General features: G+C 31.8%; 22 protein-coding genes and 1 other RNA gene. 5 read left to right on the forward strand and 18 right to left on the reverse strand.

All coding sequences use genetic code 11. The features are described from left to right. Positions 1-14: 14 nt before the first annotated feature. The 3 genes from KW502_RS02300 to KW502_RS02310 are packed head-to-tail and all read right to left on the reverse strand — an operon-like array spanning position 15 to position 3,031. Complete coding sequence (locus tag KW502_RS02300) at positions 15-695, reverse strand: response regulator transcription factor (protein ID WP_219038916.1); 681 nt, start codon at positions 693-695, stop codon at positions 15-17. 21 nt (positions 696-716) lie between these two features. Beyond that, positions 717-1,298 carry a MiaE family protein gene (locus KW502_RS02305; protein ID WP_219038917.1) on the reverse strand — a complete coding sequence of 194 codons (582 nt, stop codon included), beginning with the start codon at positions 1,296-1,298 and terminating at the stop codon, positions 717-719. Between the two features lie 2 nt (positions 1,299-1,300). Continuing rightward, positions 1,301-3,031, reverse strand: a complete 1,731-nt coding sequence (locus tag KW502_RS02310) for a DNA polymerase III subunit gamma/tau (RefSeq protein ID WP_219038918.1) — start codon at positions 3,029-3,031, stop codon at positions 1,301-1,303. A 119-nt stretch (positions 3,032-3,150) separates the two neighbouring features. Between KW502_RS02310 and rnpB the strand changes: the two genes are divergently transcribed. Further along, an RNA gene (gene rnpB, locus KW502_RS02315) (RNase P RNA component class A) lies at positions 3,151-3,457 on the forward strand. Here the strand turns inward: rnpB and KW502_RS02320 are convergent. Genes KW502_RS02320 through KW502_RS02335 form a run of 4 tightly spaced genes read right to left on the reverse strand, consistent with a single transcriptional unit; the run spans position 3,450 to position 5,840 of the window. Then, positions 3,450-3,821 (reverse strand): hypothetical protein, encoded by a 372-nt coding sequence (locus KW502_RS02320; RefSeq protein WP_219038919.1) that lies wholly within the window; start codon positions 3,819-3,821, stop codon positions 3,450-3,452. The genes rnpB and KW502_RS02320 overlap by 8 nt on opposite strands. A 24-nt stretch (positions 3,822-3,845) precedes the next feature. Further along, complete coding sequence (gene rsmD, locus KW502_RS02325) at positions 3,846-4,379, reverse strand: 16S rRNA (guanine(966)-N(2))-methyltransferase RsmD (protein WP_219038920.1); 534 nt, start codon at positions 4,377-4,379, stop codon at positions 3,846-3,848. Then, complete coding sequence (locus KW502_RS02330) at positions 4,376-5,167, reverse strand: DUF3822 family protein (RefSeq protein WP_219038921.1); 792 nt, start codon at positions 5,165-5,167, stop codon at positions 4,376-4,378. Before KW502_RS02330 ends, rsmD begins: the two co-directional genes overlap by 4 nt. A gap of 22 nt (positions 5,168-5,189) precedes the next feature. Further along, on the reverse strand, positions 5,190-5,840 hold the full coding sequence (locus KW502_RS02335) for a hypothetical protein (RefSeq protein WP_219038922.1): 651 nt from the start codon (positions 5,838-5,840) through the stop codon (positions 5,190-5,192). A 124-nt stretch (positions 5,841-5,964) separates the two neighbouring features. Between KW502_RS02335 and KW502_RS02340 the strand changes: the two genes are divergently transcribed. Together KW502_RS02340 and kdsB are read left to right on the forward strand one after the other, a co-directional pair. Then, positions 5,965-7,398 (forward strand): ATP-dependent DNA helicase, encoded by a 1,434-nt coding sequence (locus KW502_RS02340; protein ID WP_219038923.1) that lies wholly within the window; start codon positions 5,965-5,967, stop codon positions 7,396-7,398. A gap of 48 nt (positions 7,399-7,446) precedes the next feature. Further along, complete coding sequence (gene kdsB / locus KW502_RS02345) at positions 7,447-8,196, forward strand: 3-deoxy-manno-octulosonate cytidylyltransferase (protein ID WP_219038924.1); 750 nt, start codon at positions 7,447-7,449, stop codon at positions 8,194-8,196. On the opposite strand, the gene KW502_RS02350 is transcribed toward kdsB, so the two are convergent. From KW502_RS02350 to KW502_RS02360, 3 genes are read right to left on the reverse strand one after another with little or no spacing between them, the layout of a single operon-like run. Next, the gene (locus KW502_RS02350; RefSeq protein WP_219038925.1) at positions 8,193-9,503 is read right to left on the reverse strand and encodes a cryptochrome/photolyase family protein; all 1,311 of its coding nucleotides are present in this window, start codon (positions 9,501-9,503) and stop codon (positions 8,193-8,195) included. The genes kdsB and KW502_RS02350 overlap by 4 nt on opposite strands. Further along, positions 9,503-10,198 (reverse strand): SDR family NAD(P)-dependent oxidoreductase, encoded by a 696-nt coding sequence (locus KW502_RS02355; RefSeq protein WP_219038926.1) that lies wholly within the window; start codon positions 10,196-10,198, stop codon positions 9,503-9,505. The genes KW502_RS02350 and KW502_RS02355 overlap by 1 nt, the downstream gene beginning before the upstream one ends. A gap of 12 nt (positions 10,199-10,210) precedes the next feature. After that, on the reverse strand, positions 10,211-10,672 hold the full coding sequence (locus tag KW502_RS02360; protein WP_219038927.1) for an SRPBCC family protein: 462 nt from the start codon (positions 10,670-10,672) through the stop codon (positions 10,211-10,213). 126 nt (positions 10,673-10,798) lie between these two features. Here KW502_RS02360 and KW502_RS02365 point away from each other — a divergent pair, with 126 nt between their 5' ends. Next, positions 10,799-11,644 carry a DUF2911 domain-containing protein gene (locus tag KW502_RS02365; RefSeq protein WP_219038928.1) on the forward strand — a complete coding sequence of 282 codons (846 nt, stop codon included), beginning with the start codon at positions 10,799-10,801 and terminating at the stop codon, positions 11,642-11,644. A gap of 56 nt (positions 11,645-11,700) precedes the next feature. Here KW502_RS02365 and KW502_RS02370 read toward each other — a convergent pair whose 3' ends face one another. The 8 genes from KW502_RS02370 to KW502_RS02405 form a co-directional block, all read right to left on the reverse strand. Beyond that, the gene (locus tag KW502_RS02370; protein ID WP_219038929.1) at positions 11,701-12,678 is read right to left on the reverse strand and encodes a Gfo/Idh/MocA family oxidoreductase; all 978 of its coding nucleotides are present in this window, start codon (positions 12,676-12,678) and stop codon (positions 11,701-11,703) included. A gap of 38 nt (positions 12,679-12,716) precedes the next feature. After that, positions 12,717-14,390, reverse strand: a complete 1,674-nt coding sequence (locus KW502_RS02375; protein WP_219038930.1) for a sodium:solute symporter family protein — start codon at positions 14,388-14,390, stop codon at positions 12,717-12,719. A 120-nt stretch (positions 14,391-14,510) separates the two neighbouring features. Then, positions 14,511-16,994, reverse strand: coding sequence for a PIG-L family deacetylase (locus KW502_RS02380; RefSeq protein WP_219038931.1), 2,484 nt, complete (start codon positions 16,992-16,994; stop codon positions 14,511-14,513). Between the two features lie 210 nt (positions 16,995-17,204). Continuing rightward, complete coding sequence (locus tag KW502_RS02385; RefSeq protein ID WP_219038932.1) at positions 17,205-17,750, reverse strand: mechanosensitive ion channel domain-containing protein; 546 nt, start codon at positions 17,748-17,750, stop codon at positions 17,205-17,207. A gap of 59 nt (positions 17,751-17,809) precedes the next feature. Beyond that, positions 17,810-18,391, reverse strand: a complete 582-nt coding sequence (locus KW502_RS02390) for a Maf family nucleotide pyrophosphatase (RefSeq protein WP_219038933.1) — start codon at positions 18,389-18,391, stop codon at positions 17,810-17,812. A gap of 7 nt (positions 18,392-18,398) precedes the next feature. Beyond that, on the reverse strand, positions 18,399-19,310 hold the full coding sequence (locus KW502_RS02395) for a geranylgeranylglycerol-phosphate geranylgeranyltransferase (protein WP_219038934.1): 912 nt from the start codon (positions 19,308-19,310) through the stop codon (positions 18,399-18,401). 78 nt (positions 19,311-19,388) lie between these two features. Next, positions 19,389-19,913 carry a KdsC family phosphatase gene (locus KW502_RS02400; RefSeq protein ID WP_219038935.1) on the reverse strand — a complete coding sequence of 175 codons (525 nt, stop codon included), beginning with the start codon at positions 19,911-19,913 and terminating at the stop codon, positions 19,389-19,391. After that, positions 19,897-20,655: a Rossmann-like and DUF2520 domain-containing protein gene (locus KW502_RS02405; RefSeq protein WP_219038936.1), complete on the reverse strand. Its 759-nt coding sequence runs from the start codon at positions 20,653-20,655 to the stop codon at positions 19,897-19,899. The genes KW502_RS02400 and KW502_RS02405 overlap by 17 nt, the downstream gene beginning before the upstream one ends. Positions 20,656-20,778: 123 nt before the next feature. On the opposite strand from KW502_RS02405, the gene KW502_RS02410 reads away from it, so the two are divergent. Then, positions 20,779-24,015: a cytochrome c biogenesis protein CcsA gene (locus KW502_RS02410; RefSeq protein WP_255553972.1), complete on the forward strand. Its 3,237-nt coding sequence runs from the start codon at positions 20,779-20,781 to the stop codon at positions 24,013-24,015. Positions 24,016-24,019 lie beyond the last annotated feature (4 nt).

The raw sequence follows: 24,019 nt of genomic DNA on the forward strand, positions 1-24,019 counted from the left end.
TTTTTGCCTTATTTTCATTGATCAGAAATCATATAACCTCTTCCTTTAATGGTATGAATTAGTTTATTTTCATTATCTAAATCAATTTTATTCCTAAGGTAAGAGATATAAACATCGATCACATTGGTATAGGTGTCTTGATGAGTTTTCCAAACATTTTGAAGTATGATTTGTCTGGTTACTACTTCATTTTTATACTCTAATAATGTTTTTAGAAGAAGGAATTCTTTTTGAGAAAGATCTATTGTTTTTCCGTTTCTTTCAACTTTATGAGCCTTATAGTTCATAGTTAAATTACCACATTGTAAATTTTCAGTAATTAGATTTTGATAACGATTGGTTCTTCTATTTAAAGCATTTATTCTAGAAATAAGTTCTTTAAAATGAAAAGGTTTTACCAAATAATCATCGGCTCCTTTATCTAAGGCTTTAATTTTATCATCAGCTTCACCCAAGGCACTTAGAATAATAATAGGGGTGATAATTTTCTTATACCGAATTAATTCACAAAGCTCAATACCTGTAAGTCCTGGTAACATTACATCAAAAATAAATAGATCCCAATCTTGGTTTACAGCTAAATCTCTTGCAGCAAAACCGTCTTCTTGTGTTTCTACCAAAAAACCTTCTTCTTCTAAACCTTTGCTTAAAGATTCTCTCAATCGCTTGTTATCTTCAACCAATAAAATTTTCAAAGTGAGAGGTGTATTTAATTATTATCCGTGTATCAATCCGTCTTTGCTTAAAGAGGCTATAATTTGAGCTTCATAACTTAGTAAGTCTTGCCATTTTTGATCTACTTCATTTCTATCGCCATATTTTCTAGCAAAATTTAGAAACATCGTGTAATGATTAGCTTCGCTAATCATTAGTTTTTTATAGAATAAACGCAGTTCTTTATCTTCTAATTGTTCAGATAATAATTTAAAACGTTCACAGCTTCTGGCTTCTATAAGTGCAGCGTACAATAATCTGTGAACCATTTGTGTGATTCTACTACCTCCTTTTGGGAAAAATTTTAATAATTCTGAAACATAAAAATCTTTACGATCTCTACCTAATTCAAAACCACGTTCAATAATTTTATCGTGAACCATTTTAAAATGACTCATTTCTTCATTCACAAGTTCCGTCATATCTTCTACTAGTTCTGAAAATTCTGGAAAACTTACAATTAAAGAAATAGCGGTGGAAGCGGCTTTTTGTTCACACCAAGCGTGATCGATTAAAATTTCATCTATATTTTTTTCTGCAATATCTACCCATCTTGGGTCTGTAGGAAGTTTTAAACCGAGCATAATTATATATCTAAATCAAAAGTGGTTCTTAATTTATCTAAAAGAGGATTTTTCTCATTTAATTTTTCAAACTTTTCTCTTGTTGTAAAAGCATATTTTTTAGTAGCTTTTTCATTTACATCTATAGAAAGTTTGATGGTGGTATTCTGAATTTTCTTTTTAATGAAATTCATTAAATTACCTTGAGCTCTTTTCAATTCGATTTTCATCGTATCGTTAGGTAATTCAATATGTATGGTTTTATCGACTAAAGTAGGTTTATCAGTATCTACAATAGAGGCTAAAATTTTCTTTCCCTTACCGCTTAGTTGTTCTACATACTCAGCCCAAGCTTCTTGTATTTGTGCCTCCGTAAAATCTTCAGTTAATTCTTCTGAGGGTAAAGCTAACTTTTCTTTTTGAAGTTCTTCGTGCTTCTTTTTTTGTGCAATGCTTTTTAATGATAAACCAGAAGGTCTTTTCTTTTTATTTAAATCTAGCTTTGCTGGTTTTTCTTCTGTTTTTATATCTTTAGAAGGAAGCTGAATCTCTACAGGAGTGTTTTTTTTAGTTTCAGGATGTTCATTGGTTTGAACTATTTCTTTAACTTCTGGAGCTATTTGTCTTGCGGGAAGAGTTTCTGTTGAAATAAAATTTTCCGCAGGAATTATGAATCGCTCAGAATTTTTTTTTTCTCCATCAAAAGTGATAGAGGCAAGTTGCATTAAGCATAATTCGACGAGCAGTCGCGGATTCCGGCTGGATTTATATTTTAAATCACATTCGTTTGCCAACTCAATACCTTGCATTAAAAATTCTTGTGCAGCTTCTTGAGATTGTTTAAAATAGAGTGTTTTTACTTGCTCACCAACTTCTAAAAGACTAATGGTCGCCTGATTTTTACAAACTAAAAGATCTCTAAAATGTGAAGCTAGTCCAGCAATGTAATGATGTCCATCAAAACCTTTAGCTAAAATTTCATTGTATTGTACCAATAATTCTGGAATATTATTGCTTAACATAAAATCAGTAGACTTAAAGTAAGTTTCGTAATCTAAAACATTTAAGTTTTCGGTTACGGCCTCACGTGTTAAGTTATTACCACTAAAACTAACCACACGATCGTAGATAGAAAGCGCATCACGCATCGCACCATCTGCTTTTTGAGCAATAATATGTAAGGCATCGTCTTCTGCGTTTACACCTTCATTTTGTGCGATTTTAGCTAAATATTCTTTAGCATCTGTCACCGTGATTCTTTTAAAGTCGAATATTTGACACCTAGAAAGAATAGTAGGTATAATTTTATGCTTTTCTGTAGTTGCTAAAATAAAAATAGCATGTTTTGGAGGCTCTTCTAATGTCTTTAAAAAAGCATTAAAAGCAGAAGAAGATAGCATATGAACCTCATCTATAATGTAGACTTTGTATTTCCCTACCTGTGGTGGGATTCTTACTTGGTCAATAAGATTTCTTATATCATCTACAGAGTTGTTAGAAGCAGCATCTAATTCAAATATATTAAAGGCGTAGTCTTCATCTTTATTTTCTGTAGCTTGTTGATTTATTTTTTTAGCTAAAATTCTGGCACAAGTAGTTTTACCTACTCCACGTGGTCCCGTGAATAAGAGTGCTTGCGCTAAATGATTATTTTCAATAGCGTTTAATAATGTATTGGTAATTGCTTTTTGACCAACTACATCTTCAAAAGTTTCGGGCCTGTATTTTCTGGCAGAGACAACAAAATGTTCCATTATGACAAAAATAGAAATACTAGCGATATTTATGTTTTACTTCTGAAGTTTTTTCTAAATAATTATTCACAATTTTTCTTTTAAAATTTTTCTGCACCTATAATCTTATATATTTGCAGAATGCAGGTCGCCTTATCGCTAAATTTTATTATTTAGAGGAAAGTCTGGACACCACAGGGAAGCATAATGGCTAACGGCCATCAGCCGAAAGGTTAGGACAAGTGCAACAGAAAGAATGTACAGGTAATGCTGTAGTGAAACCAGGTAAACTCTATGCGGTGCAATACCATGTATACCGGCTTTTAAGATTTCCCGATCAATGCCGGAGGGTAGGTAGCTAGAAGTTTTTGGTAACAAAAATTCGAGATAAATGATAAGGGCTCTATTTATAGAGAACAGAATCCGGCTTATAGACCTGCTATTTTTTAAATTCTATGACCCATTCTTTAGCTTTTTCTAAAGAATCAAAGATTTCAAAAGCATTAGTTGAGAAATTTTTTTCAAAGACGGCAATTTTCTTTCCTATTTCAGAGTGATAAACCACTGCGTGGCATACAATCTTCTCGTATAGGTTGATCATTTCGTAATTAGTAGGGTTAAGGTTATAATTATATTTTCTGTTAGAAATATAGCCAAAGCTTTGATTAGGATAATGCTCTTCAAGCAACATAAATAGCCAGTTTAATTCGTCTAAATCAAAAATCACATCTTCTTTAACTGATGAAATTACATAATCTTCATAGAATTCAATATACGCTATATCGTCATCTATAATTTTAAATGGTTTCATTTGCTTAATAGTAATGCTTTGAGTTTATTGAAAAAAAGAAAATACAGAACTCCCATATTTTCTACTTTCTAAAAAATGTGGTGTACTAGCTAAATCTGTATATTTAGAATGTTCTACGATAACTAATCCATCTTGGTTTAATAAATTATTATCGAAAATGAGATTAGGTATTTTTTGAAAATCTTCTAAAGAAAAATCATAAGGAGGGTCTGCGAAAATAATATCGTTTTTAGTCTTTACTTTTTCTAAATATTTAAACACATCACTTTTTACCGTATTTATTTGGATGTCTAATTCTTGCGCGGTCTTATTTATAAATTTAACGCAGCCAAAGTTTTGGTCTACTGCCGTAACTTGAGTGGTTCCTCGAGAAATAAATTCATAAGAGATGTTACCAGTTCCTGCAAAAAGATCTAATAATTGAATTTCATTAAAATCTATTTGAAAGTTTAAAATATTAAATAATGCTTCTTTAGCCATATCTGTAGTAGGTCTAACGGGCAAAGTTTTAGGAGCAATTATTCTTTTGCTTTTAAATTTTCCTGAAATTATTCTCATAGTAAATTGCTTAAATGTAAGAGGTGATGCTTTGGATTCATCTTTAACTCTGAAAGATTATTGAAATTTTTGCTAAGTTGTGCCGTATTTAAAAATTCAATTTCTTTAATGTAAGTGTATAAATAATTATACTTTTTGTCGTCTTTTTTAATCTCTCCACAAAGATATAGTTGAATTTTAGAGGCATCCAACTGTAATTGTTCAATACAGAATAATACATAATAGATAAAATCTTCTGGCGTATAAAATTCAAAAGAATTGGCTAGCGCTAATTGATTATTTTGAAGAATACAAATATCAAATCTAGAAGAATCTATATGAAGATAAATTGCACTTTTTTTTTGCTTTATATCTGACAGACAAAAGTCAATAAATAGAGTAGCGGAATGCCTAAATTCGAAAGCACCAAACTTATCAAATAAATAATTATTAATGTTAGCGTAGGGAATATACACACAATTGGCGTTTATATTTTTTAGGCTATCATAAGTAATAAAATCTGTTCGAAGAATTTTGGTGTTAAATTTTAAATAATCGGTTAGATTTTTTTCATCAAAATATTTTTCAGGAACAATGCTATAAAGGTTATTAATAAATACCGCATTTACTTGAGTAACTTTACTAATTACCTCTTCTGAAACTTGATTATTTATGAGTTTATTTAACTCTTCTAATAATGCTTCAGGATTAAGTTGATCTGAAAAAGTACTGAAATGAAAATTTTCAATCTCTTTGTCTTCGTTTAGCGTACAAAAAGAAAGTCCATCTTGAGCTATCAAGATGGACATTTTATAAGAATTCAAATTTTTATTAATCGTCGTTTGATCCATATACTTTAGGCCAGTTACCGTTGGTATTAACTTCAGTCATTGATCCTACCTGAATATATTCACCTCTAACATTATCTACAGAAAGTACTTGTTTCTCTTGATTAACAAGGTGTTCGTCTTGATCAGATAAAATATCTGCTTTATCTACTTTAACTTCAAAAACAGGAATTTTACTGTCATTTTTAGTGATTTCTCCTGCATCTAATTCAAACTTCTGTCCATCTGTAAAAGGTACGTTCATCATGGTAGTGTAACGATTAGAACCTTTAAAAAGAGAGTCTTTCACAGGAGTATATCCTAAAGTGTCTACTAAGGTGATAGATTTATATTCATCTACCCCGTAAGTTGCTTTATATTCTTCGTCTAAAACAGTGGTGTCTCTTCGTTGTGTAACTACAAACTCGGCAGTATCAATAAATCTAACCAATCCGTCCCAGTCTCCACTAAAAGTACCAGTAACTTGTTTGTGCGCTAACTCAGCTTTTCGGATATCTTTTAATTTCTCAATTACTTTAGGATATCTTGCATCTCTAACTTTATTAAATTGGATTGGCTCATAAACTGCGTTAAAAGTAAAATAGCCTAAAAATCCAATAACGACCCATAATAGTAATTGAATAACAATTTTCATATTTAATGAATTTAAATTTATTTTATTGTGTTGTACGCAAATCTACAATTTTTTTTTATTCGTAAAAGTTTCCAAGTCAAAAAAGCCTCATTATCTTTGATTTTTTAGTAACCTATCCATTTAAATGACTTCTACAGAATTTTATCAACTTTTAAAGAACGATTTTCCTTTTACAGTAACCTCTCAACAAGATGTAGCTTTACAAAAATTATCAAATTTTATTCTTTCAACAAAAGATGATCAGCTTTTTCTTCTCAAAGGTTATGCCGGAACTGGTAAAACTTCTATAATTGGAACAATTGTAAAAAATTTATGGAAGATAAAAATGAGTCCTGTGCTGGCTGCTCCAACAGGTAGAGCGGCAAAAGTGATGAGTAATTACTCTGGTTATCAGGCGCAAACAATTCATCGTAAAATTTATTACCCTAAAAAATCTAGTGGTAGTAAAGTGCAATTTGTACTTCAAAAAAATAAACATAAAGATACCATTTTCATTATAGATGAAGCTTCTATGATATCTGATTATGTGGGAGATGCAAGCTTATTTGAAAACGGTTCTTTACTAGATGATCTTATAGATTTTGTATATTCTGGAAGAAATTGTAAACTCATTTTTATTGGTGATACGGCGCAATTACCGCCTGTAAAATTAGACTTAAGTCCAGCTTTAGATCAAGATAAGTTAAGTTTAGGTTATCAAAAAGATGTAGACCATATAGAACTTAATGAAGTAGTGCGCCAGCAACAAGAAAGTGGAATTCTTTATAATGCGACGCTTATACGAGAAGCTATTAAAAATCAATTTTTCGAAGATTTTAAATTTCAATTAGACATAGGTGATGATTTTGTTAGGCTAGTAGATGGTTACGAAATTATGGATGCTATTAACGATTCTTACAGTAATGGTGGTTATGAAGAAACGGCAATTGTGGTAAGATCTAACAAACGCGCCAATATATATAATGAACAAATAAGAAGCCGAATACTTTTTCAAGAAAATGAAATTGCTACCGGAGATTATCTTATGGTAGTAAAAAATAATTACTTTTGGGTAAAACCAACCTCAGAAGCAGGTTTTATCGCCAATGGAGATATTGTAGAGATATTAGAAATTTTTGAAATTGTAGATTTATATGGTTTTCGTTTTGCTGAAGTTAAAGTTCAAATGGTAGATTACCCGAAAATGTCACCTTTTGAAACGGTTATAATATTAGATACGTTAACTGTAAACGCACCGTCATTAACCTATGAGCAGTCAAACGAACTTTATCAAGAAATACAAAAAGACTATGCTAATGAAACTTCAAAATATAAGAAATTTCAAAAAGTAAAAAATAATAAATATTTTAACGCATTACAGGTTAAATTTAGCTACGCCATGACTTGTCATAAATCACAGGGTGGGCAATGGGATAATGTTTTTGTAGAGCAACCTTATTTAAAAGATGGAGTTACAGAAGATTACCTACGTTGGCTTTATACAGCCTGTACTCGGGCTAAGAGTAAATTGTATCTAATAGGATTTACAGATAATTTTTTTAATGCTGAAAAATTATAATTCAACCTTTTCAATTTTTATATTTTTAAATATTTTAAAATAAAATAGATGTCAGCACCAACTTCTTTAAAAGTAATAGCGATGATTCCCGCACGTTACGAAGCTAGTAGATTTCCCGCAAAACTTATGCAAGATTTGGGAGGAAAAACTGTGATTACCAGAACTTATGAAGCTGCTTTAAAAACAAAATTATTTCAAGAGGTATATGTGGTCACCGATAGCGAGATAATATTTAATGAAATTATAGCTCAAGGCGGTAAAGCAATTATGAGTAAAAAGTCACACGAATGCGGTAGTGACCGTATTGCTGAAGCGGTAAAAGATATAGATGTAGATATTGTAGTTAATGTACAAGGGGATGAGCCCTTTATTGAAAAAGAAAGTTTAGCAGATTTATTAGAGGTTTTTTATGAGAAAGATGCCCATCATATAGATCTAGCTTCTTTAAAAACAGCATTAGAAACAGAAGAAGATATCTTAAACCCAAATCATGTAAAAGTAATTACCAATAAAAATGATTTTGCCCTTTATTTTTCAAGATCACCCATTCCATTTGTACGAAATAAACAAGCCAATGTAACCCATTACAAGCATATTGGTATTTATGCGTTTCGTAAACAAGCGTTAATGGACTTTTATCGGCTACCCATGCTAGGGTTAGAAAATGCCGAAAAAATTGAATGCATTCGTTATTTAGAATATGGTAAAAATATTAAAATGGTCGAAACTAATTTAAAAACTATTGGAATAGACACTCCTGAAGATCTAGAAAAAGCGAGGAAGTTATTAAGGAATTAATTACTCACTGCTTTTTTATAAACTTTTAAACAACGTTCCCGAGCTTCTTTGTGGTTTACCATAGGTTCGGGATATTTTTTTGTTCCGTATTCGGGCACCCAAGTATTGATATATTTTTCTTCCTTATCAAATTTTTCTTTCTGAGATGTTGGATTGAAAATACGAAAATAAGGAGTCGCATCTACACCGCTACCTGCAATCCATTGCCAATTCCCAACATTAGAAGACATCTCGTAATCTAATAGTTTTTCAGCGAAATAGGCTTCACCCCAACGCCAATCAATTAATAAATGCTTACACAGAAAACTTCCCACCACCATCCTAACTCTATTATGCATAATACCAGATTCGTTGAGTTGTCGCATACCTGCATCTACTATAGGATAACCAGTTTTTCCTGCTTTCCATAACTCAAATTCATCTTCATTATTTCGCCATTCGATACGGTCGTATTTTTTTTTGAAAGATTCGGTGACTGTTTCTGGATAATGATACAAGATTTGCATGAAAAATTCTCTCCATATCAACTCATTAAAAAAGGTAGCATCTTCAACTTGTATGGCTTTTCTCACCATCTTGCGAATACTAACCGTGCCAAAACGCAAGTGTGTACTCAAGTTAGAAGTACCGTTTTTTGAAGGTAAATTTCGTTGCTCATCATATTCATTCATCATTGTTTTTGTCACCGTATAATCGGGAACTTCTATAGAAGATTTTGAAAACCCTAAGTCACTTAAAGATAAATTAGGCAAGCGTGAATTATTAATTAGGTTATCGAGGTAATCATTCGTATAGAAAATACGTAATTTGTTTTCATCAAAATTACTTTTCCAGGTTTTCATGTAGGGCGTATACACCAAATATGGTTCACCGTTACCTTTAACAACTTCGTCTTTTTCAAAAATCACCTGATCTTTATAAGTCGTAAATTTTATATTTTCTTTTTCTAATAAAGCTTCGATTTTCTCATCACGTTCTTTAGCGTAAGGTTCATAATCACGATTGGTAATTATTTCGGCTATGCTATAATCGTTATTTATTTTTTTTAAAACTTCCTCTGGTTTTCCTTCAAATATTGCTATAGAACTGTCGTAATTTTCTTGCAGTTCTTTTCGCATTTTTTGCAATTGATTAAAGATAAAAGTCACCCTTGCATCATCTTTGGGTAAATCTTTTAAAATTTCAGTATCAAAAATAAAAATAGGTAATACTGGATAATCACCTTGTAAAGCTTTATAAAAGCCAATATTATCATCTAGTCTTAAATCACGTCTAAACCAAAAAATTGTATATTTTTCGTCACTCATTATTGTAAATTTAAACTTGATAATCCACCATCGATGCCTAAAATTTGTCCAGTCATCCAACTACTTTCTTCACTAAGTAAAAATTTTGTCATTTGAGCAATATCTTCAGGATTTCCTACTCGTTTTAAAGGATGGCGTTCTGCCATTTTCTTTTTCTTTTCTTCTTTATTCAATAGTTTTTCAGCAAGTTGTGTATCTGTTAGCGAAGGCGCAATAACATTTACACGCATACTTGGTGCATACTCTGCTGCTAAAGATTTAGCAAAACCTTCAATAGCTCCTTTTGCAGCAGCGACACTCGTATGAAAAGGCATTCCTACTTTAACTGCTACCGTGCTATAAAATACTAAGCTTGCCTGATCTGATTTTTTTAGTTTGGGAATCAAACCTTGAACAACTTTTATTAATGAAATAAAGTTAAGTTGAATTTCTTCTTCAAAATCTTTAGTCTTTAACATTTTGAAGGGTTTTAAGTTAATGCTTCCTGGGAAATAGGCTAAACCATCCAATGTATCTGGTAGATCTAAATCTTCTATCTCATCATTTAGAACATCAAATTCAAGATATTTTATTTTTAAATCTTTAAGATTTTCTTTACTTCGAGAAGCTACTATTACATTATGATTTTCTGCTAATAATTTAGCCGTGGCTAAGCCAATTCCTTTACTTCCTCCAATTAATAGTATATTTTTCATCTTTGAATCGCTTTAATATTTACCAAATAACTCTTCTAACTTTTGCTTTCTGTAATTAAAAATTTCTTCTAATTTATTTTTAACGAGAAATGGATGTACGAGTTGCCCTAAAACTCCCATCGGAAGTTTATAATGTACAATATCTTCCATTTCTACTCCGCCTTCAATTTCTTTAATAAAATGCTTGTGATGCCATAATTTGTAAGGGCCAAAACGCTGTTCATCTACAAAAAAATCGTCTTCTTTTACATGAGTAATTTCTGTAACCCATTTAGTCTTAATTCCTGCAATAGGTGTGACTACATATTGTATAACTTGACCTTGATACATTTTACGATCGGCACCATCTACAATATCAAACCCCATATAATCTGGAGTAATAACTTTTAGATTTGATGGATCTGATAGAAACTCCCAAGCTTTAGCTTTACTAATAGGTAGTTTTTGGTATTTGTGTAGTTTATAAATTTTCATAAGATAAAACTAAAATTTATTTTGTTTAAGTATTAAAAATTAAAGTTAAACAAAAGTTATAGTTTATTTCTAATAATCTCTTTTTAAAAAAACTTAACTTTACATTTCATAAAAAAACAAAATATAATGAAAAAAGCAATTACTTTATTTCTAGTTCTTTTTGCAGCTGTAAATTTTCAAGCGCAAGTAGAAACTCCGCAACCAAGTCCGCATGCTAAAATTTGGCAGAAAGTAGGTTTAACAGATGTAACTGTTGAGTACTCTAGACCTTCGATGAGAGGCCGTACTATTTTTGGAAATTTAGTGCCTTTTGGTGAAAATTGGAGAACAGGAGCTAATGAAAATACAAGTATTACTTTCTCTGATGATGTGAAAATTGACGGAAAAACTCTTTCTAAAGGTACTTACGCAATCTATTCGGTTCCTAATAAAAAATCTTGGGAAGTTATCTTTTATAAAAAAAGTGATAACTGGGGCCTACCACAAAAATGGGATGCTAATGAAGTAGCTTTATCTGCAAAGGTAGATGCTTACAAAATGCCTTTAACGATGGAAACTTTTACTATTGTTATTGATGAATTAACAAATGATTCTGCGATACTTAATCTTATTTGGGAAAACACTGTAGCTTCTTTAAAATTTGAAGTTCCTACAGAAGCTAAAGCTATGAAAAGTATAGAAAATGTTTTAAATGGACCATCGGCTAGAGATTACTATTCTGCTGCAGATTATTATTATACTTCAGAAAAAGATTTAGATCAAGCATTAGTATGGATAAATAAATCTTTTGAAGGAATGGAGAACCCTCCTTACTATATGTTGCGTAAAAAGTCTCTAATTGAAGCGAAATTAGGCAAAAAGAAAGAGGCTATTAAAACGGCTAAGGCATCTTTAAAAGCTGCTAAAGCTGCAGGAAATAAAGATTATGTGAAAATGAATGAAGACTCTCTAAAAGAATGGGGAGCGATGTAATTTCATTTTACTGAAATATTAAAAAAAGCCGCTGAAATTTTCAGCGGCTTTTTTTGTTAATAAATTAAACCTATTTTTTTACGAATTTCATCAAGTAGAGAAATGAGTTGTAAACTTTTTTCAAATGTCATCACATCACTTTCTATTTTATTTTGACTTAACATTTTCTGTACGTGAATAGCTTCATAATTATAACCAAGCGTAGTTACAGGAAATTTTATTCGTTTATTTTCTTCTCCGTCTGGTGTGATTTCTAAAGAACTTGGAGGCTCGTGAAAACGATTGGTTAGTTTTATATGAGCATTTTCTAATTTAATATGGCATTCTGTAGGAGTTTCTTGAAGTAATGAACTTTTTAGTTTTGCTTTTATTCCATTTTTATAATGAAATACAATTGAGCACTCTTCATCTATTTCTGTTTTACTCATTTTTGCTTCAGCTTCAATGGTATCAGGGATTCCTAAAATTGTCATCGCAGCAAAAACTGGATAGATCCCAATATCTAATAGACTTCCGCCTCCTAATTTTTTATTGAATAGTCTTTTATCTAAATTGAATGGAGCTTTAAATCCAAAATCTGCAGTTAAAGATTTTACCTTACCATATTTATTTTGTTCAAGTAGATCTAAAAGATAGTTATAGTGTGGTAAAAAGTGCATCCACAACGCTTCCATTAAAAAAACATTTTCAGCTTTAGCGGTAGCTATCATTTCTTCAACTTCGGCTTTATTTATTCCGAAAGCTTTTTCGCATAGTACAGCCTTTTTAGCTTTTAAACATTTAATTGTTAGTTCTTTATGAAAAACGTGTGGAGTGGCGATATAGATAACCTCTATTTCTGGCGAGTTGATTAATTCATCGTAACTTCCATAAAAATTTTCAGCATAAAAGTCTTCTGCAAATTCTTCAGCTTTCTGAAGCGATCTACTAGCAACAGCTTTTAAATTTGCACCTTCAACACTTTGTAAATCGGTAGCGAATTTTTTTGCTATCTTTCCTAAGCCTATGATTCCCCAGTTATAGTTAGTTTTCATAACATTTATATTTAATTTCTTGAAAGAATTTTATACGCCTATTTTTCTTTAGGTTTAAAAACAACTTCAATTAAGATGGCAATAGTCATTACGAGTGCACAACCAAACATATTGAGCCATAAATAAGGCATCCAATCAAACCACCAGCCTATAATGACAATAATTTGCGTAATCAGGGCAGCCACAAAAGTAGCGTTACTACTCACAAATTTTACAAAAAAAGCAAGTAAGAAAATACCAAGTACGTTGCCATAAAATATAGATCCTATAATATTAACTAGTTGAATAAGATTATCAAATAAATTAGCGGTGCAAGCGATTATCACAGCTAAAACACCCCACATTAATGTAAAAAGTCGTGAAGCTTTTAGAAAGTGTTTGTCGCTTTTTTCTGAAGATACATTTCGTTTATATAAATCTATGGTAGTGGTAGAGGCTAATGAGTTTAATTCTGAAGCTGTAGAAGACATGGCGGCAGAAAGAATTACGGCTAATAGTAAACCAATAAGACCTTTGGGTAAATTATTAAGTATAAAATGAATAAAAACATAATCTTTATCATTTGTTTCTAATTCAGGATTTGCTTTATTGATAAGCGTATTCCCCTGCTTTCTTATTTCTTTTTCTTTTTTGTTTAAAAAATTAATTTCTTTTTGAATAGCTGCATTTGCTTCTGTATTTACCAACTGGTAGGTAAGCTTTTCTTTTTTGATGCGGTTCTGTTCTAATTGCTGTTGAAGTTGTTGGTACTCTCCTGCATAAGGTGAATTTAAAACTTCTTCTTCTGCCGCTGGATTAAAATTTAGCGGAGATGAATTAAATTGATAGAAAACAAATACCATTACGCCTATAAGTAAAATGAAAAATTGCATCGGTACTTTTAAAAATCCGTTAAAAATAAGTCCCATTTGACTTTCTTTAAGCGAACTACCCGAAAGATAGCGTTGTACTTGACTTTGATCTGTACCAAAGTAGGAGAGTGCTAAAAAAGTACCACCAATAAGTCCGCTCCAAAACGTGTATCTGTTATTCCAATCAAAAGAAAAATCGAGTACATTTAGTTTTTCGTTAGCAGAAGCAATTTTTAAGGCGTTAGTAAACGTGATATCACTAGGTAGATCGGCAACAATAAGAATAAAAGCAGTAACGAGACCTATAAAAATGACTCCCATTTGTTGTTTTTGAGTGACACTTACCGCTTTAGTACCACCAGAAACTGTATAAATTACCACTAAACTTCCAATAATTATATTCAGCGTAAATAAATCCCAACCCAAAACTGCTGAAAGAATAATAGAAGGCGCAAAAATAGTAATTCCTGCTGCTAAACTTCGTTGCACCAAAAACAATAAGGCGGTTAGCGTTCGAGTTTTTAAATCAAACCTGCTCTCTAAGTATTCATAAGCGGTATAGACTTTTAAGCGATGATAGATAGGAATAAAAACCGTACAAATAACGACCATCGCAATAGGTACACCTAAGTAAAATTGAACAAAACCCATTCCGCTATGAAACGCTTGTCCCGGCGCCGATAGAAAAGTAATGGCACTAGCTTGGGTTGCCATTACAGAAAGCCCCACCGTCCACCATCTAGCTTGGTTACCACCTTTTAAAAAATCGTTTACATTTTTACTACCACGGGTTTGTAAATAACCAAAAATTACGATAAACGCCAGTGTAGCAACTAATATAATAATATCTAACGTGTGCATTTGCTCAAATTTATTAGAAAAGTTTCATGAAAATATAGAACAAAACCACGTAAGCTATATTGGCAAGTAATAGCCAAGTATATGCTTTTTTCCAATGGTATTTTTCAGGTTTTTCTTGCATTACTTTCCGAGAGATAAAATATTAGCAAATAATTTATAAGCTCCAGAAACTCCCGCAGGAAACTCTCTAAAAAAGCTTAATCCGGTATACACATAATAGCCTTTACCGTAGTTAGCTATCAATAAACTTCCTTTTAAATCTTCTTTTTCGCCATTATCTTTCATTCCTAAAATAGGTGTAAATTCTTCACTCCATTTATTAGGGAAATATAAACCACGTTCTTGCACCCAATCTTCAAAATCTTTTTGTGATATATTATTGGGAGAATTTAAAACAGGATGACTTTTCGCTAAAAATTTTACTTTAGAAAATTCATTGGTTACTCGATCATAAGAAAGTTGAATAGGGTACGGAGCTAAATTTTCAGTAAGCAAACCACGATCTTTATTGTACTGAACGACCATGGTACCTCCATTTTCAACGTAATCAAAAAGAAGCGGTTGTTTATAAACTAATTCTTTTTTGGTATTGTAAGCTCTAATTCCAATAACTATGGCATCATAATTATTAAGTGTTGCAGCAGTAATTTCTGAAGCTTCCATCACATCAACTTCATAACCAATAGCGCGCAAACTTTCTGGAACTACATCGCCAGCTCCTTGAATATACGCAATATGATTTCCTTTTTTCTGAATATTTAGTTTAATTACTTTTGTTTTTGCAGGAAGCATCACCGTTTGCTGCGGAATATGATTATAAGTAATCATATTCACCTCTTTACTAAATGAATCTTTTTTATCTTTAAAAACAGGATTTATAAAAGCTTCATCATTGTTTTCTGGAGGTGTTAGCGTAAAATTAAATGTCTTTAAAACTCCTTTTTGGTCTAATTGTACAGGAATATTTTTTGGGCTTACTTCCCAATTTTCAGGAATAGTTAGAGATAGACTTCCTTCTACATGATCTCGATAAGCAGTGATTTTTACTTTTACTTGCTTAGGTTGATTGTCCTTAAAAATTAAAGTAGAATTTTCTAGAGCTACCGAAACTTCAGGAACTACAGCTAAAGGTTCAAATACCTCACCGTCTACAGGATCATTGGTTTTGTAAACCAAATCTCTAATAAATGTGATACTTTCTCCTTCGATATTTAAAGTAAATTTAGCTTGAATAGGTGCTGGTGTCTCGGGTAAACCAATTAGTGACGAATCGTTAACGGTATACATTCCTAAACTGCTAGGCTGGTTTAACCAGTACGGATTGGTGTAGCTTATAGATGAAGCGATTTTGGTAGCAATACCTTTATAAAAAGGTTCGTTATTTTTTAAAGTTGAATTAATTTCTACTTCAAGATTGCTAAAAGAAACTTTTTTAAATTCAATTTGAACTGAACTTCGGTTTGTAGCTTCAAGATTTACCTCGATATTAGAATTTTTTGTGGCAAATTCTGTAGCGGTGTTCGCCTCTAAATATAATCCTGCACAAGAAGCAATAATTTCTGTAATTTCTTTAGTTTTTAGCTCTCTCCAGTGGTCATTTTCTAAATCTTTAATTAAATTGTAAGCTGCAATTAATTGAGGAATACTTTTAGAAGGGTTTTCAAAATCATAGTTTTCTTCAACTTCTTTTAAAATTTTTCCGATTTTATTTCCACCTTTTACACGAGACCAAGTGGTATTAATTCCTTCAAATATATTTTCGCTCTCTGGATAAGAACCTTTAATAAGTTCTATATATTCTGTAGACTTACCACGTTCAGAAGTGTTTCCGAAACCTTGAGATTTATGTTGACTTCTACTTAAAGAAGCGATTTCAGAATTTGAAATTCCTTTTAATGGGTAATATGTTCCTATATCGTAGCTTAAGTAATTAGATTTATCGGCATTTTTAAATTTTTCTTTGCTTCCAAAAAACCACCAAGAGGTATTAAAAAATAAACGCTTGGGCTGCCAAGTTTCTAGATTTTCTAATTGTTCTGGATATATATTTTTATTAGCAGCTTGGTCAAAAGCTTCTACACTTAACATGGCAGAAGCGGTATGGTGACCGTGTGTGCTGCCTGGCGTTCGATGATCAAAACGATTGATAATAACATCTGGTTGAAATTTTCTAATGGTTCTAATTACATCGCTCAAGACTTCTTTTTTATTCCAAATTTCTAAAGTTTCTTTTGGGGTTTTGGAATAGCCAAAATCATTAGCGCAAGAAAAAAACTGTTCGCCACCATCTATTTTACGGGCTGCTAATAACTCTTCGGTTCTAATAACCCCTAGTAATTCTCTAATTTCTGGACCAATTAAATTTTGACCGCCATCACCACGCGTTAGCGATAAGTAAGCGGTTCTAGCATGAACTTGATTAGAAAAATAAGAAATTAAGCGTGTATTTTCATCGTCTGGGTGTGCGGCAACATATAAAACAGAACCTAGAAAATTTAACTTTTGTATGCTTTCGTAAATTTCAGAACTGTTTGACTTTGCAGGATTTTGTGCTTGTACATAAGAAAATGAAGTAATTAAAAATAACAGAATGATTTTTTTCATCTGGGAGTCTCTATTTTTTGAATTGTTTCAAATATAATAACTTTAAGGGCAAAGGAAAGATTTTAGAAAGCGAAAACTAACACATCAATTTATCATTTTGTTTAAGGCAATTTTTATTCGACTAAAAAACTTATGAATTATGAAAAGTGAAATATTAGAAATCTTGAAAATTATGATTAAGTTGAAGCTAACCAATTAAAATTATAAAATTTACAATGCATCTTTGCCTTCATCAGAAACTAGAAAAGCATCTTTTTTTACGAGTGAAACTGCTTTTTGTAAAATGAGGTTGTTGGGGTAAGTAATAAGTTCACCATCAGAAGTTCTTAGATGAATTTGAAAAGCTTTGATATCTTCTATAATTGCGATAACAGGAAAATCTTTGTCATGAATTTTTATTTCATCACCAATTTTATAAGGAAAAGAGAAAAACATAATCACACCAGAAGTGATGTTGCTTAAAATAGACCAAACGGCAAAAAGTCCCACGCCAATAACTGCAAATACAGAAGAGAAAACCAGGGTTACATCTCTTACTTGAACTCCCCAAACCAATAAGAGTACAAAAATGGCAAGAAAAAAGACTAGAAAGTTAATGTATTTCATCATTAACTGTACTCTAGTTAAATTAATATTAGAACGTTTACCTACTTTATTAGCTGCGGTCGTTAAAATAAAACGAAAAACAATTAGAAATATAAATGCAGCTAAAGTGTAAATAAATTCATTCTGAAACTTGGTAAAAAGCTCTAGCATATATAGTTTTTAATATACAAATATAGAAGAATGATTTTCTGAATTTTCAGATTCGTTGGTTAAAATTTCAATAATTCAGTATATAATAAATGAGTAGGCATTCCCATTACTGTAAAATAAGAACCTTCTATTTTTTCTACTCCAATTTGGCCAATCCATTCTTGTATGCCGTAAGCTCCAGCTTTATCAAAAGGCTGGTGATTGTTAATGTAGAAATTGATTTCTTCGTTAGAAAGTGATTTAAAATAAACCACCGTTTTATCGTAAAAGGTTTTTGTTTTTTGATTAGATTTTAAGCAGACGGAAGAAATTACTTCATGTGTTTTTCCAGATAATTGTAGAAGCATTTCATTGGCTTCTGCTTCATCTTTGGGTTTACCTAAGGCTTGATCGTTAATGCAAACAATGGTGTCGCCAGTGATTAAAATTTCGTTATCAGCTAAAGAATTTTCAAAAGCTTGTGCTTTAAGTTCTGCTAGAAAAGTGGCAATTTCAGCTCCTCTTAGGGAATCTGAATATACTTCTTCTACTGGTTTCAATCTAATTTCAAAATCTAAGCCAAGGTCTTTTAAAAACTGTTGTCTGCGTGGAGAGCCTGAAGCTAAACTAATTTTTCGTTGGGAGAGTTTTTCTTTTAGCATGAGAATATTATAAAAGTATAAATTGATAAAGGCCTATAGAAATGATTCCGAATATCATGATCAGTTTAATAACAAAACCTAGGTGCTGATAATCTTTTTTTGTGTTAGCTGCAAGAAGTTTAAACATCACATAGAGTAATGGAGCAATAATAAAAACTAAAGCATAAACTAATGAATAATTATTATGGTATAAATATTCATATAAATAATACAATATAGCCACTAACGGAAGAATTGCAATTAGAAAAATTACTTTGTTGGTACGGTCTTTACCAATAGCAATGGGTAAGGTATTAATACCAGCTTTATGGTCACCATTAATATCTTGTTGATCTTTCACCATTTCTCGTAACCAATTTATTAAAAAAGCAAAAATTGAATAGTCTATCAAGATAGAAAATATGGTTTGTTGTGACATTTTATTTTGTGGAGTAATTGCTGGGTATAAATCTATTATACCCAAAATAACAATACTCATTGCTACTAAAAAACTAATAAGAACATTTCCTAAAATTAAATATTTTTTTAAGGATTGTGCGTAAAGATAGAGTAGGGCAGATGTAAAGATAAAAATAGCTGTAAAAGATGGTTTTTGTATCATATTAGATAAGTAAAAACCAATCACAACTCCTAAAATATTCAACACGAAAAATAAATTATAGGCTGCTTTTTCTGAAATTTTTCTACCAATAAGAACTTTATGAGGTTGATTAATAAGGTCTGATTCTGCATTAAAAATAGCATTAATAATATTGCCAGCTGCTGCTAGACAAATAGTAGCTATAACTAGTAAAGAAAAACCAAAGTTGTTTAAGGTGATCGCTATCCCGAAGGGTTCAAGCAAAAAGTATTTTATGAGCACTTGTGTAATAATGATCAGCACTAAATTTGGTAATTTTACAAGCTGAAGGTATTTCAAAATAAGAATGATTTATAGTTAATAGTTCATTGTTAAATGAACATTTTCAGGATTTAAAAAACGAGATGAATTTGTAAATTATTCATTACTCATTACTTCATCTACCCATTTGCTTTGTACTTTCATTACTTGCTCTATAAGATCACGCACGCAACCTTCACCACCATTTTTATGAGAAATATATTTAGAGATAGCTTTCACTTCTGGTACAGCATCTTGAGGGCAAGTAGGCAACGCAATCATTCTCATAGGAAAAGTATCAGGAATATCGTCTCCCATATAAGCTGCCTGTTCAGCTTTTATTCCGTTGGCGTCAAAAAACTCATTTAGGCATGCTACCTTATCGTCTACACCTAAGTGAATATCTTTAATTCCTAAACCGTGTAAACGTTTACGTACGCCTTCATTTTTTCCGCCAGAAATAATACAAACAGTGTAGCCATTTTTTACTGCTTTTTTCATGGCATAGCCATCTTTTACGTGCATGGAGCGCAACAGTTCTCCTGCTGAAGAAATAAGTACAGATCCGTTAGTGAGTACGCCGTCTACATCAAAAACAAAAGTTGTAATATCGTTGAGTATTTCTTTATAATTTCTTTCCATGTTGATCTATTATTGATTGGGTGAGCAATTTATAAATTTCCTTATAATCAGCATTATTTAATTGTGCTAAATGCTGTTTTATCGTTGCTTGGTCGTTTCTTTTGGCAGGACCAGTTTGTACTGTTTTTGGTGAATTAAGCGTAGCTTTTTTAGCCGTTTCTTGAATTAAGGCATTCAAAACTTCAAACGGAACTTCATTTTTATTGCATATATCTTCAGCTATTGCATACATATAATTACTAAAATTGCTAGCAAAAACAGCAGCGAGGTGTAGTTTTTTTCGCTGTGCAGAAGAAATGGGAAATACTTTTTCAGAAATATTTTTCGCTAATTTTTCTAGTATACTAAAATCTTTTTCTTCTGAAGTTTCTAAACAGATTGGTATTTCTTTAAAATTAACTTCTGTTTGCTTTGAAAAAGTTTGCAGCGGATAGAATACTGCATTTCTTGTAGCAGAAGTAGATAGCGCCACACTACCTGAAGTGTGAGCTACAATCGCCTCTGTTTTGGCAAGTTTTTTAATGATGTTTTCAATAGCATCGTCTTTGACGCAAACCAAGTATACATCAGCTTTTTTTAACTGCGTAAAATTTGTCGTGGTATCGGTTTTATTTTTAAAGATTTGAAGCGAAGATTCACTTCTGTTATATACTTGAATAACTTCTGTGTTCGTAGCTTTATTAAACGCTTTAAATAAGTGAAGCGCCAGATTTCCTGCGCCAAGAATTACAATTTTTATCATTCGGCTAAATTATTAAAATATCATTGCTTCTTAAAATTATCATTTAATTCATATTTTGAAAGAATTATTGAAGGTAGATTGATATAAATTGGGTAAATTTGCTACGTTTTTAAAGTACTCCTCATGATTCAGAAAAAGATTGCGAATATTCTATTCTCAACTCGATTAATGTCAATTTTATTTGTTGTTTTTGCACTGTCAATGGCCATAGGCACATTTGTAGAAAATTCTTACACAACAGCCACAGCAAAAGAATGGATTTATAATACGTGGTGGTTTGAAGCCATTATGATTTTCTTTGCGATTAACTTTTTAGGAAATATTAAGCGCTATCGCCTATGGAGTAAAGAAAAAGCAAGCACGTTAATTATACATTTATCATTTTTCTTAATAATAATTGGTGCTGGTATTACCCGGTATATTGGTTACGAAGGAGTCATGCCTATTCGTGAAGGAGAAGTTTCTAATGTAATGCTTTCAGATAAAACTTATTTGTCTTTAAAAATTGATGGTGAGTTTAATGGAGAGCCGCTGAGAAGATCGGTAGAATTACCATTAAATTTAGCTCCTGGGATTGATAATCATAAAACAGTAACTACAGATTTTAAAGGACAGCCTGTTAGTTTTAAAGTTACCAAATTTATAGAAGGAGCAGAAGAAGGTTTGGTAGAAGATGAAACTGGCGAAAATTATTTAAAAATTGTAGAAGCTGGTGGAGGTCAACGTCACGATCATTATTTAAAAGAAGGCGAAGTTGCTAGCATTCATAACATACTTTTTGCATTTAATAAAGAAACTGAAGGAGCGATTAATTTTATGGTTGAAGATGGAGAATATAAAATTTCAACTCCGTTTGAAGGCGATTACATGCGTATGGCCGACCAAAAAAGAGGTCCGGTAGCAGCCGATACGGTTCAAGATTTAAATTTGCGTTCACTCTATAATGTTGCAGGCATGCAATTTGTAATTCCAGATCCAGTAGTAACAGGACGTTATGATATGGTTCCTTCAAAAATGAAACAGAAAGGCCAAGCAGATGGTGTGGTTTTACAAATTTCTGCAGCAGGAGAAACAAAAGAATTAAAATTATTAGGAGCCAAAGGTATAATTAATGACTTTAAAGAAGTGAAAGTCGGCGATTTAGAAGTTTATGCTCGCTACGGTAGTAAAGAGTATGAACTGCCTTTTGCATTAAAATTGAACGATTTTATAGCCGCTAAATATCCAGGTACAGAAAACAATCCTACACCAAGTTATTCTTCTTTTAAAAGTAGAGTAGAGTTAATTGATGAAGGAGAATCTAAACCTTTTGATATTTATATGAATCATGTGTTAGATCATAAAGGCTATCGTTTTTTTCAATCTTCTTTTGATGCCGATGAAAAAGGAACCGTTTTATCTGTAAATCACGACTGGTGGGGAACTTGGGTTACCTATATAGGTTACTTTTTATTGTATTTGGGTTTAATGTGGATTTTATTTGACAAGAATTCCCGATTTGGCGAGTTAAAGGTGAAATTAGATAAAGTAAAAGCTAAAAAATCAAAACTTTTAAGTGTTCTGGTTTTATTGATAGGTTTAACTGGGTTTGCTCAGCAAGAAGTAGAGGTAACCTCTGGTAACATTAATGAAAAGGAACATCAACATGATCATTTAGCAGAAGAACATCAACATGAGACTCAAATATCTACTAATTTTTCGAAAGAAGAAGTAGATGCTATTATTAAGAAAAATGCAATAGCAGAAGAGCACGCCGAAAAATTTGGAAAATTAATTATTCAAGATGCTGGCGGTAGAATGAAACCTGCCAATACGTACTCTTCAGAATTATTAAGAAAATTAAGCCATTCTGATAGTTATGAAGGTTTAAATAGTGATCAAGTTCTATTTTCAATATTTCAAAATCCTACACTTTGGTATAATGTTCCTATAATTTATGTTGAACGTAAAAATGATAGTTTACATAATATTTTAGGAGTAGAGAAAGGGACTAAACATATTACTTTAGCTAGTTTTTTTGATCAGAAAGGTGCCTATAAATTATCTTCTTATTTAGAAACAGCTTATCAAGCAGAAGTGAAAAATCAATTTCAGAAAGATTTTATTTTAGCAGATGAAAAAGTAAACTTACTATATAATGCGTTAGAAGGAAAAGTATTAAAGATTTTCCCTATTCCTAATGATGCTAATAATAAATGGCTTTCTTATCCTGAAGTTATGAAAACTGAGGGTAAATTTACAGGAGTAGATTCACTTTATGTAACACAGGTTTTACCACTTTATATGCAAACTATTCAGACTGCCAAAAGTACTGGCGGCTATGATAAAGCAGATGAAGTATTAGAAAGTCTTAAAGGTTTTCAGAAAAAATATGGAGAAGAGGTGATGCCTTCAGACCGTAAAGTAGAACTGGAAATTATGTATAATAAATACGATGTTTTTCGAGGTTTATTCTGGCAATATATGCTGGCAGGATCGCTGATGTTCATCTTCGTAATTCTTCTAATTTTTTATGATAAAAAAGGATTAAAAGCTGTAGTTACGATTAGCAAAGTTGCCATTATTGTATTGTTTGCAATGCATACCGCAGGCTTAATTGCGCGTTGGTATATCTCTGGCCACGCACCTTGGAGTGATGCTTACGAAAGCATGATTTATGTAGCTTGGGCTACAATGTTTTTTGGTATTGCCTTTGGCAGAAAAAGTGATCTAACTTTTGCCTCTACCACTTTTGTCTCTGCTATGATTTTAATGATTGCTCACTGGAATTGGATGGATCCTGCTATTTCTAACATTCAACCAGTGTTAGATTCATATTGGTTAATGATTCACGTGGCGGTAATTGTAGCGAGTTACGGTCCGTTTACACTCGGCATGATTCTCGGTTTAGTCTCTTTAATTCTTATGATTTTAACCAATGATAAGAACAAAAAGAAAATGAGTTTAAATATTCAAGAGCTTACCATAATTACAGAGCTTTCATTAACCGTAGGTTTGGTGATGTTAACGATTGGTAACTTTTTAGGCGGTCAATGGGCTAACGAAAGTTGGGGTAGATACTGGGGTTGGGACCCTAAAGAAACTTGGGCTTTAATTAGTATTATGGTATATGCTTTTGTAATACATATGCGTTTGGTACCAGGTTTGCGTGGAAGATTTGCTTTTAACTGGGCATCAGTATTTGCTTTCGCATCGATTATGATGACTTATTTTGGTGTTAATTTCTATTTAACCGGATTACACTCGTACGCTAGCGGAAGCCAAATTATAAGTTATAAATTTATCATAGGTTCTTTTGTAGCTTGGCTAATTATCGGTCATTTTGCAAATCGAAAGTATGTGAAATACTTAAAAAAATAAAAAT

Origin of the sequence: Mesonia aestuariivivens (assembly GCF_019311235.1) — a bacterium.
Lineage (GTDB): Bacteria > Bacteroidota > Bacteroidia > Flavobacteriales > Flavobacteriaceae > Mesonia > Mesonia aestuariivivens.

Excerpts from the sequence above, each read along its gene's own strand:
- KW502_RS02365 (WP_219038928.1), top strand. The coding sequence starts at position 10,799 with ATGAAAAAAGCAATTACTTTATTTCTAGTTCTTTTTGCAGCTGTAAAT.
- KW502_RS02355 (WP_219038926.1), bottom strand. The coding sequence starts at position 10,198 with ATGAAAAATATACTATTAATTGGAGGAAGTAAAGGAATTGGCTTAGCC.
- KW502_RS02360 (WP_219038927.1), bottom strand. The coding sequence starts at position 10,672 with ATGAAAATTTATAAACTACACAAATACCAAAAACTACCTATTAGTAAA.
- KW502_RS02350 (WP_219038925.1), bottom strand. The coding sequence starts at position 9,503 with ATGAGTGACGAAAAATATACAATTTTTTGGTTTAGACGTGATTTAAGA.
- KW502_RS02380 (WP_219038931.1), bottom strand. The coding sequence starts at position 16,994 with ATGAAAAAAATCATTCTGTTATTTTTAATTACTTCATTTTCTTATGTA.
- KW502_RS02375 (WP_219038930.1), bottom strand. The coding sequence starts at position 14,390 with ATGCACACGTTAGATATTATTATATTAGTTGCTACACTGGCGTTTATC.
- KW502_RS02410 (WP_255553972.1), top strand. The coding sequence starts at position 20,779 with ATGATTCAGAAAAAGATTGCGAATATTCTATTCTCAACTCGATTAATG.
- KW502_RS02340 (WP_219038923.1), top strand. The coding sequence starts at position 5,965 with ATGACTTCTACAGAATTTTATCAACTTTTAAAGAACGATTTTCCTTTT.
- KW502_RS02335 (WP_219038922.1), bottom strand. The coding sequence starts at position 5,840 with ATGAAAATTGTTATTCAATTACTATTATGGGTCGTTATTGGATTTTTA.
- KW502_RS02390 (WP_219038933.1), bottom strand. The coding sequence starts at position 18,391 with ATGCTAAAAGAAAAACTCTCCCAACGAAAAATTAGTTTAGCTTCAGGC.
- KW502_RS02385 (WP_219038932.1), bottom strand. The coding sequence starts at position 17,750 with ATGCTAGAGCTTTTTACCAAGTTTCAGAATGAATTTATTTACACTTTA.
- KW502_RS02370 (WP_219038929.1), bottom strand. The coding sequence starts at position 12,678 with ATGAAAACTAACTATAACTGGGGAATCATAGGCTTAGGAAAGATAGCA.
- KW502_RS02310 (WP_219038918.1), bottom strand. The coding sequence starts at position 3,031 with ATGGAACATTTTGTTGTCTCTGCCAGAAAATACAGGCCCGAAACTTTT.
- KW502_RS02405 (WP_219038936.1), bottom strand. The coding sequence starts at position 20,655 with ATGATAAAAATTGTAATTCTTGGCGCAGGAAATCTGGCGCTTCACTTA.
- KW502_RS02330 (WP_219038921.1), bottom strand. The coding sequence starts at position 5,167 with ATGTCCATCTTGATAGCTCAAGATGGACTTTCTTTTTGTACGCTAAAC.
- rsmD (WP_219038920.1), bottom strand. The coding sequence starts at position 4,379 with ATGAGAATAATTTCAGGAAAATTTAAAAGCAAAAGAATAATTGCTCCT.
- KW502_RS02320 (WP_219038919.1), bottom strand. The coding sequence starts at position 3,821 with ATGAAACCATTTAAAATTATAGATGACGATATAGCGTATATTGAATTC.
- kdsB (WP_219038924.1), top strand. The coding sequence starts at position 7,447 with ATGTCAGCACCAACTTCTTTAAAAGTAATAGCGATGATTCCCGCACGT.
- KW502_RS02400 (WP_219038935.1), bottom strand. The coding sequence starts at position 19,913 with ATGGAAAGAAATTATAAAGAAATACTCAACGATATTACAACTTTTGTT.
- KW502_RS02305 (WP_219038917.1), bottom strand. The coding sequence starts at position 1,298 with ATGCTCGGTTTAAAACTTCCTACAGACCCAAGATGGGTAGATATTGCA.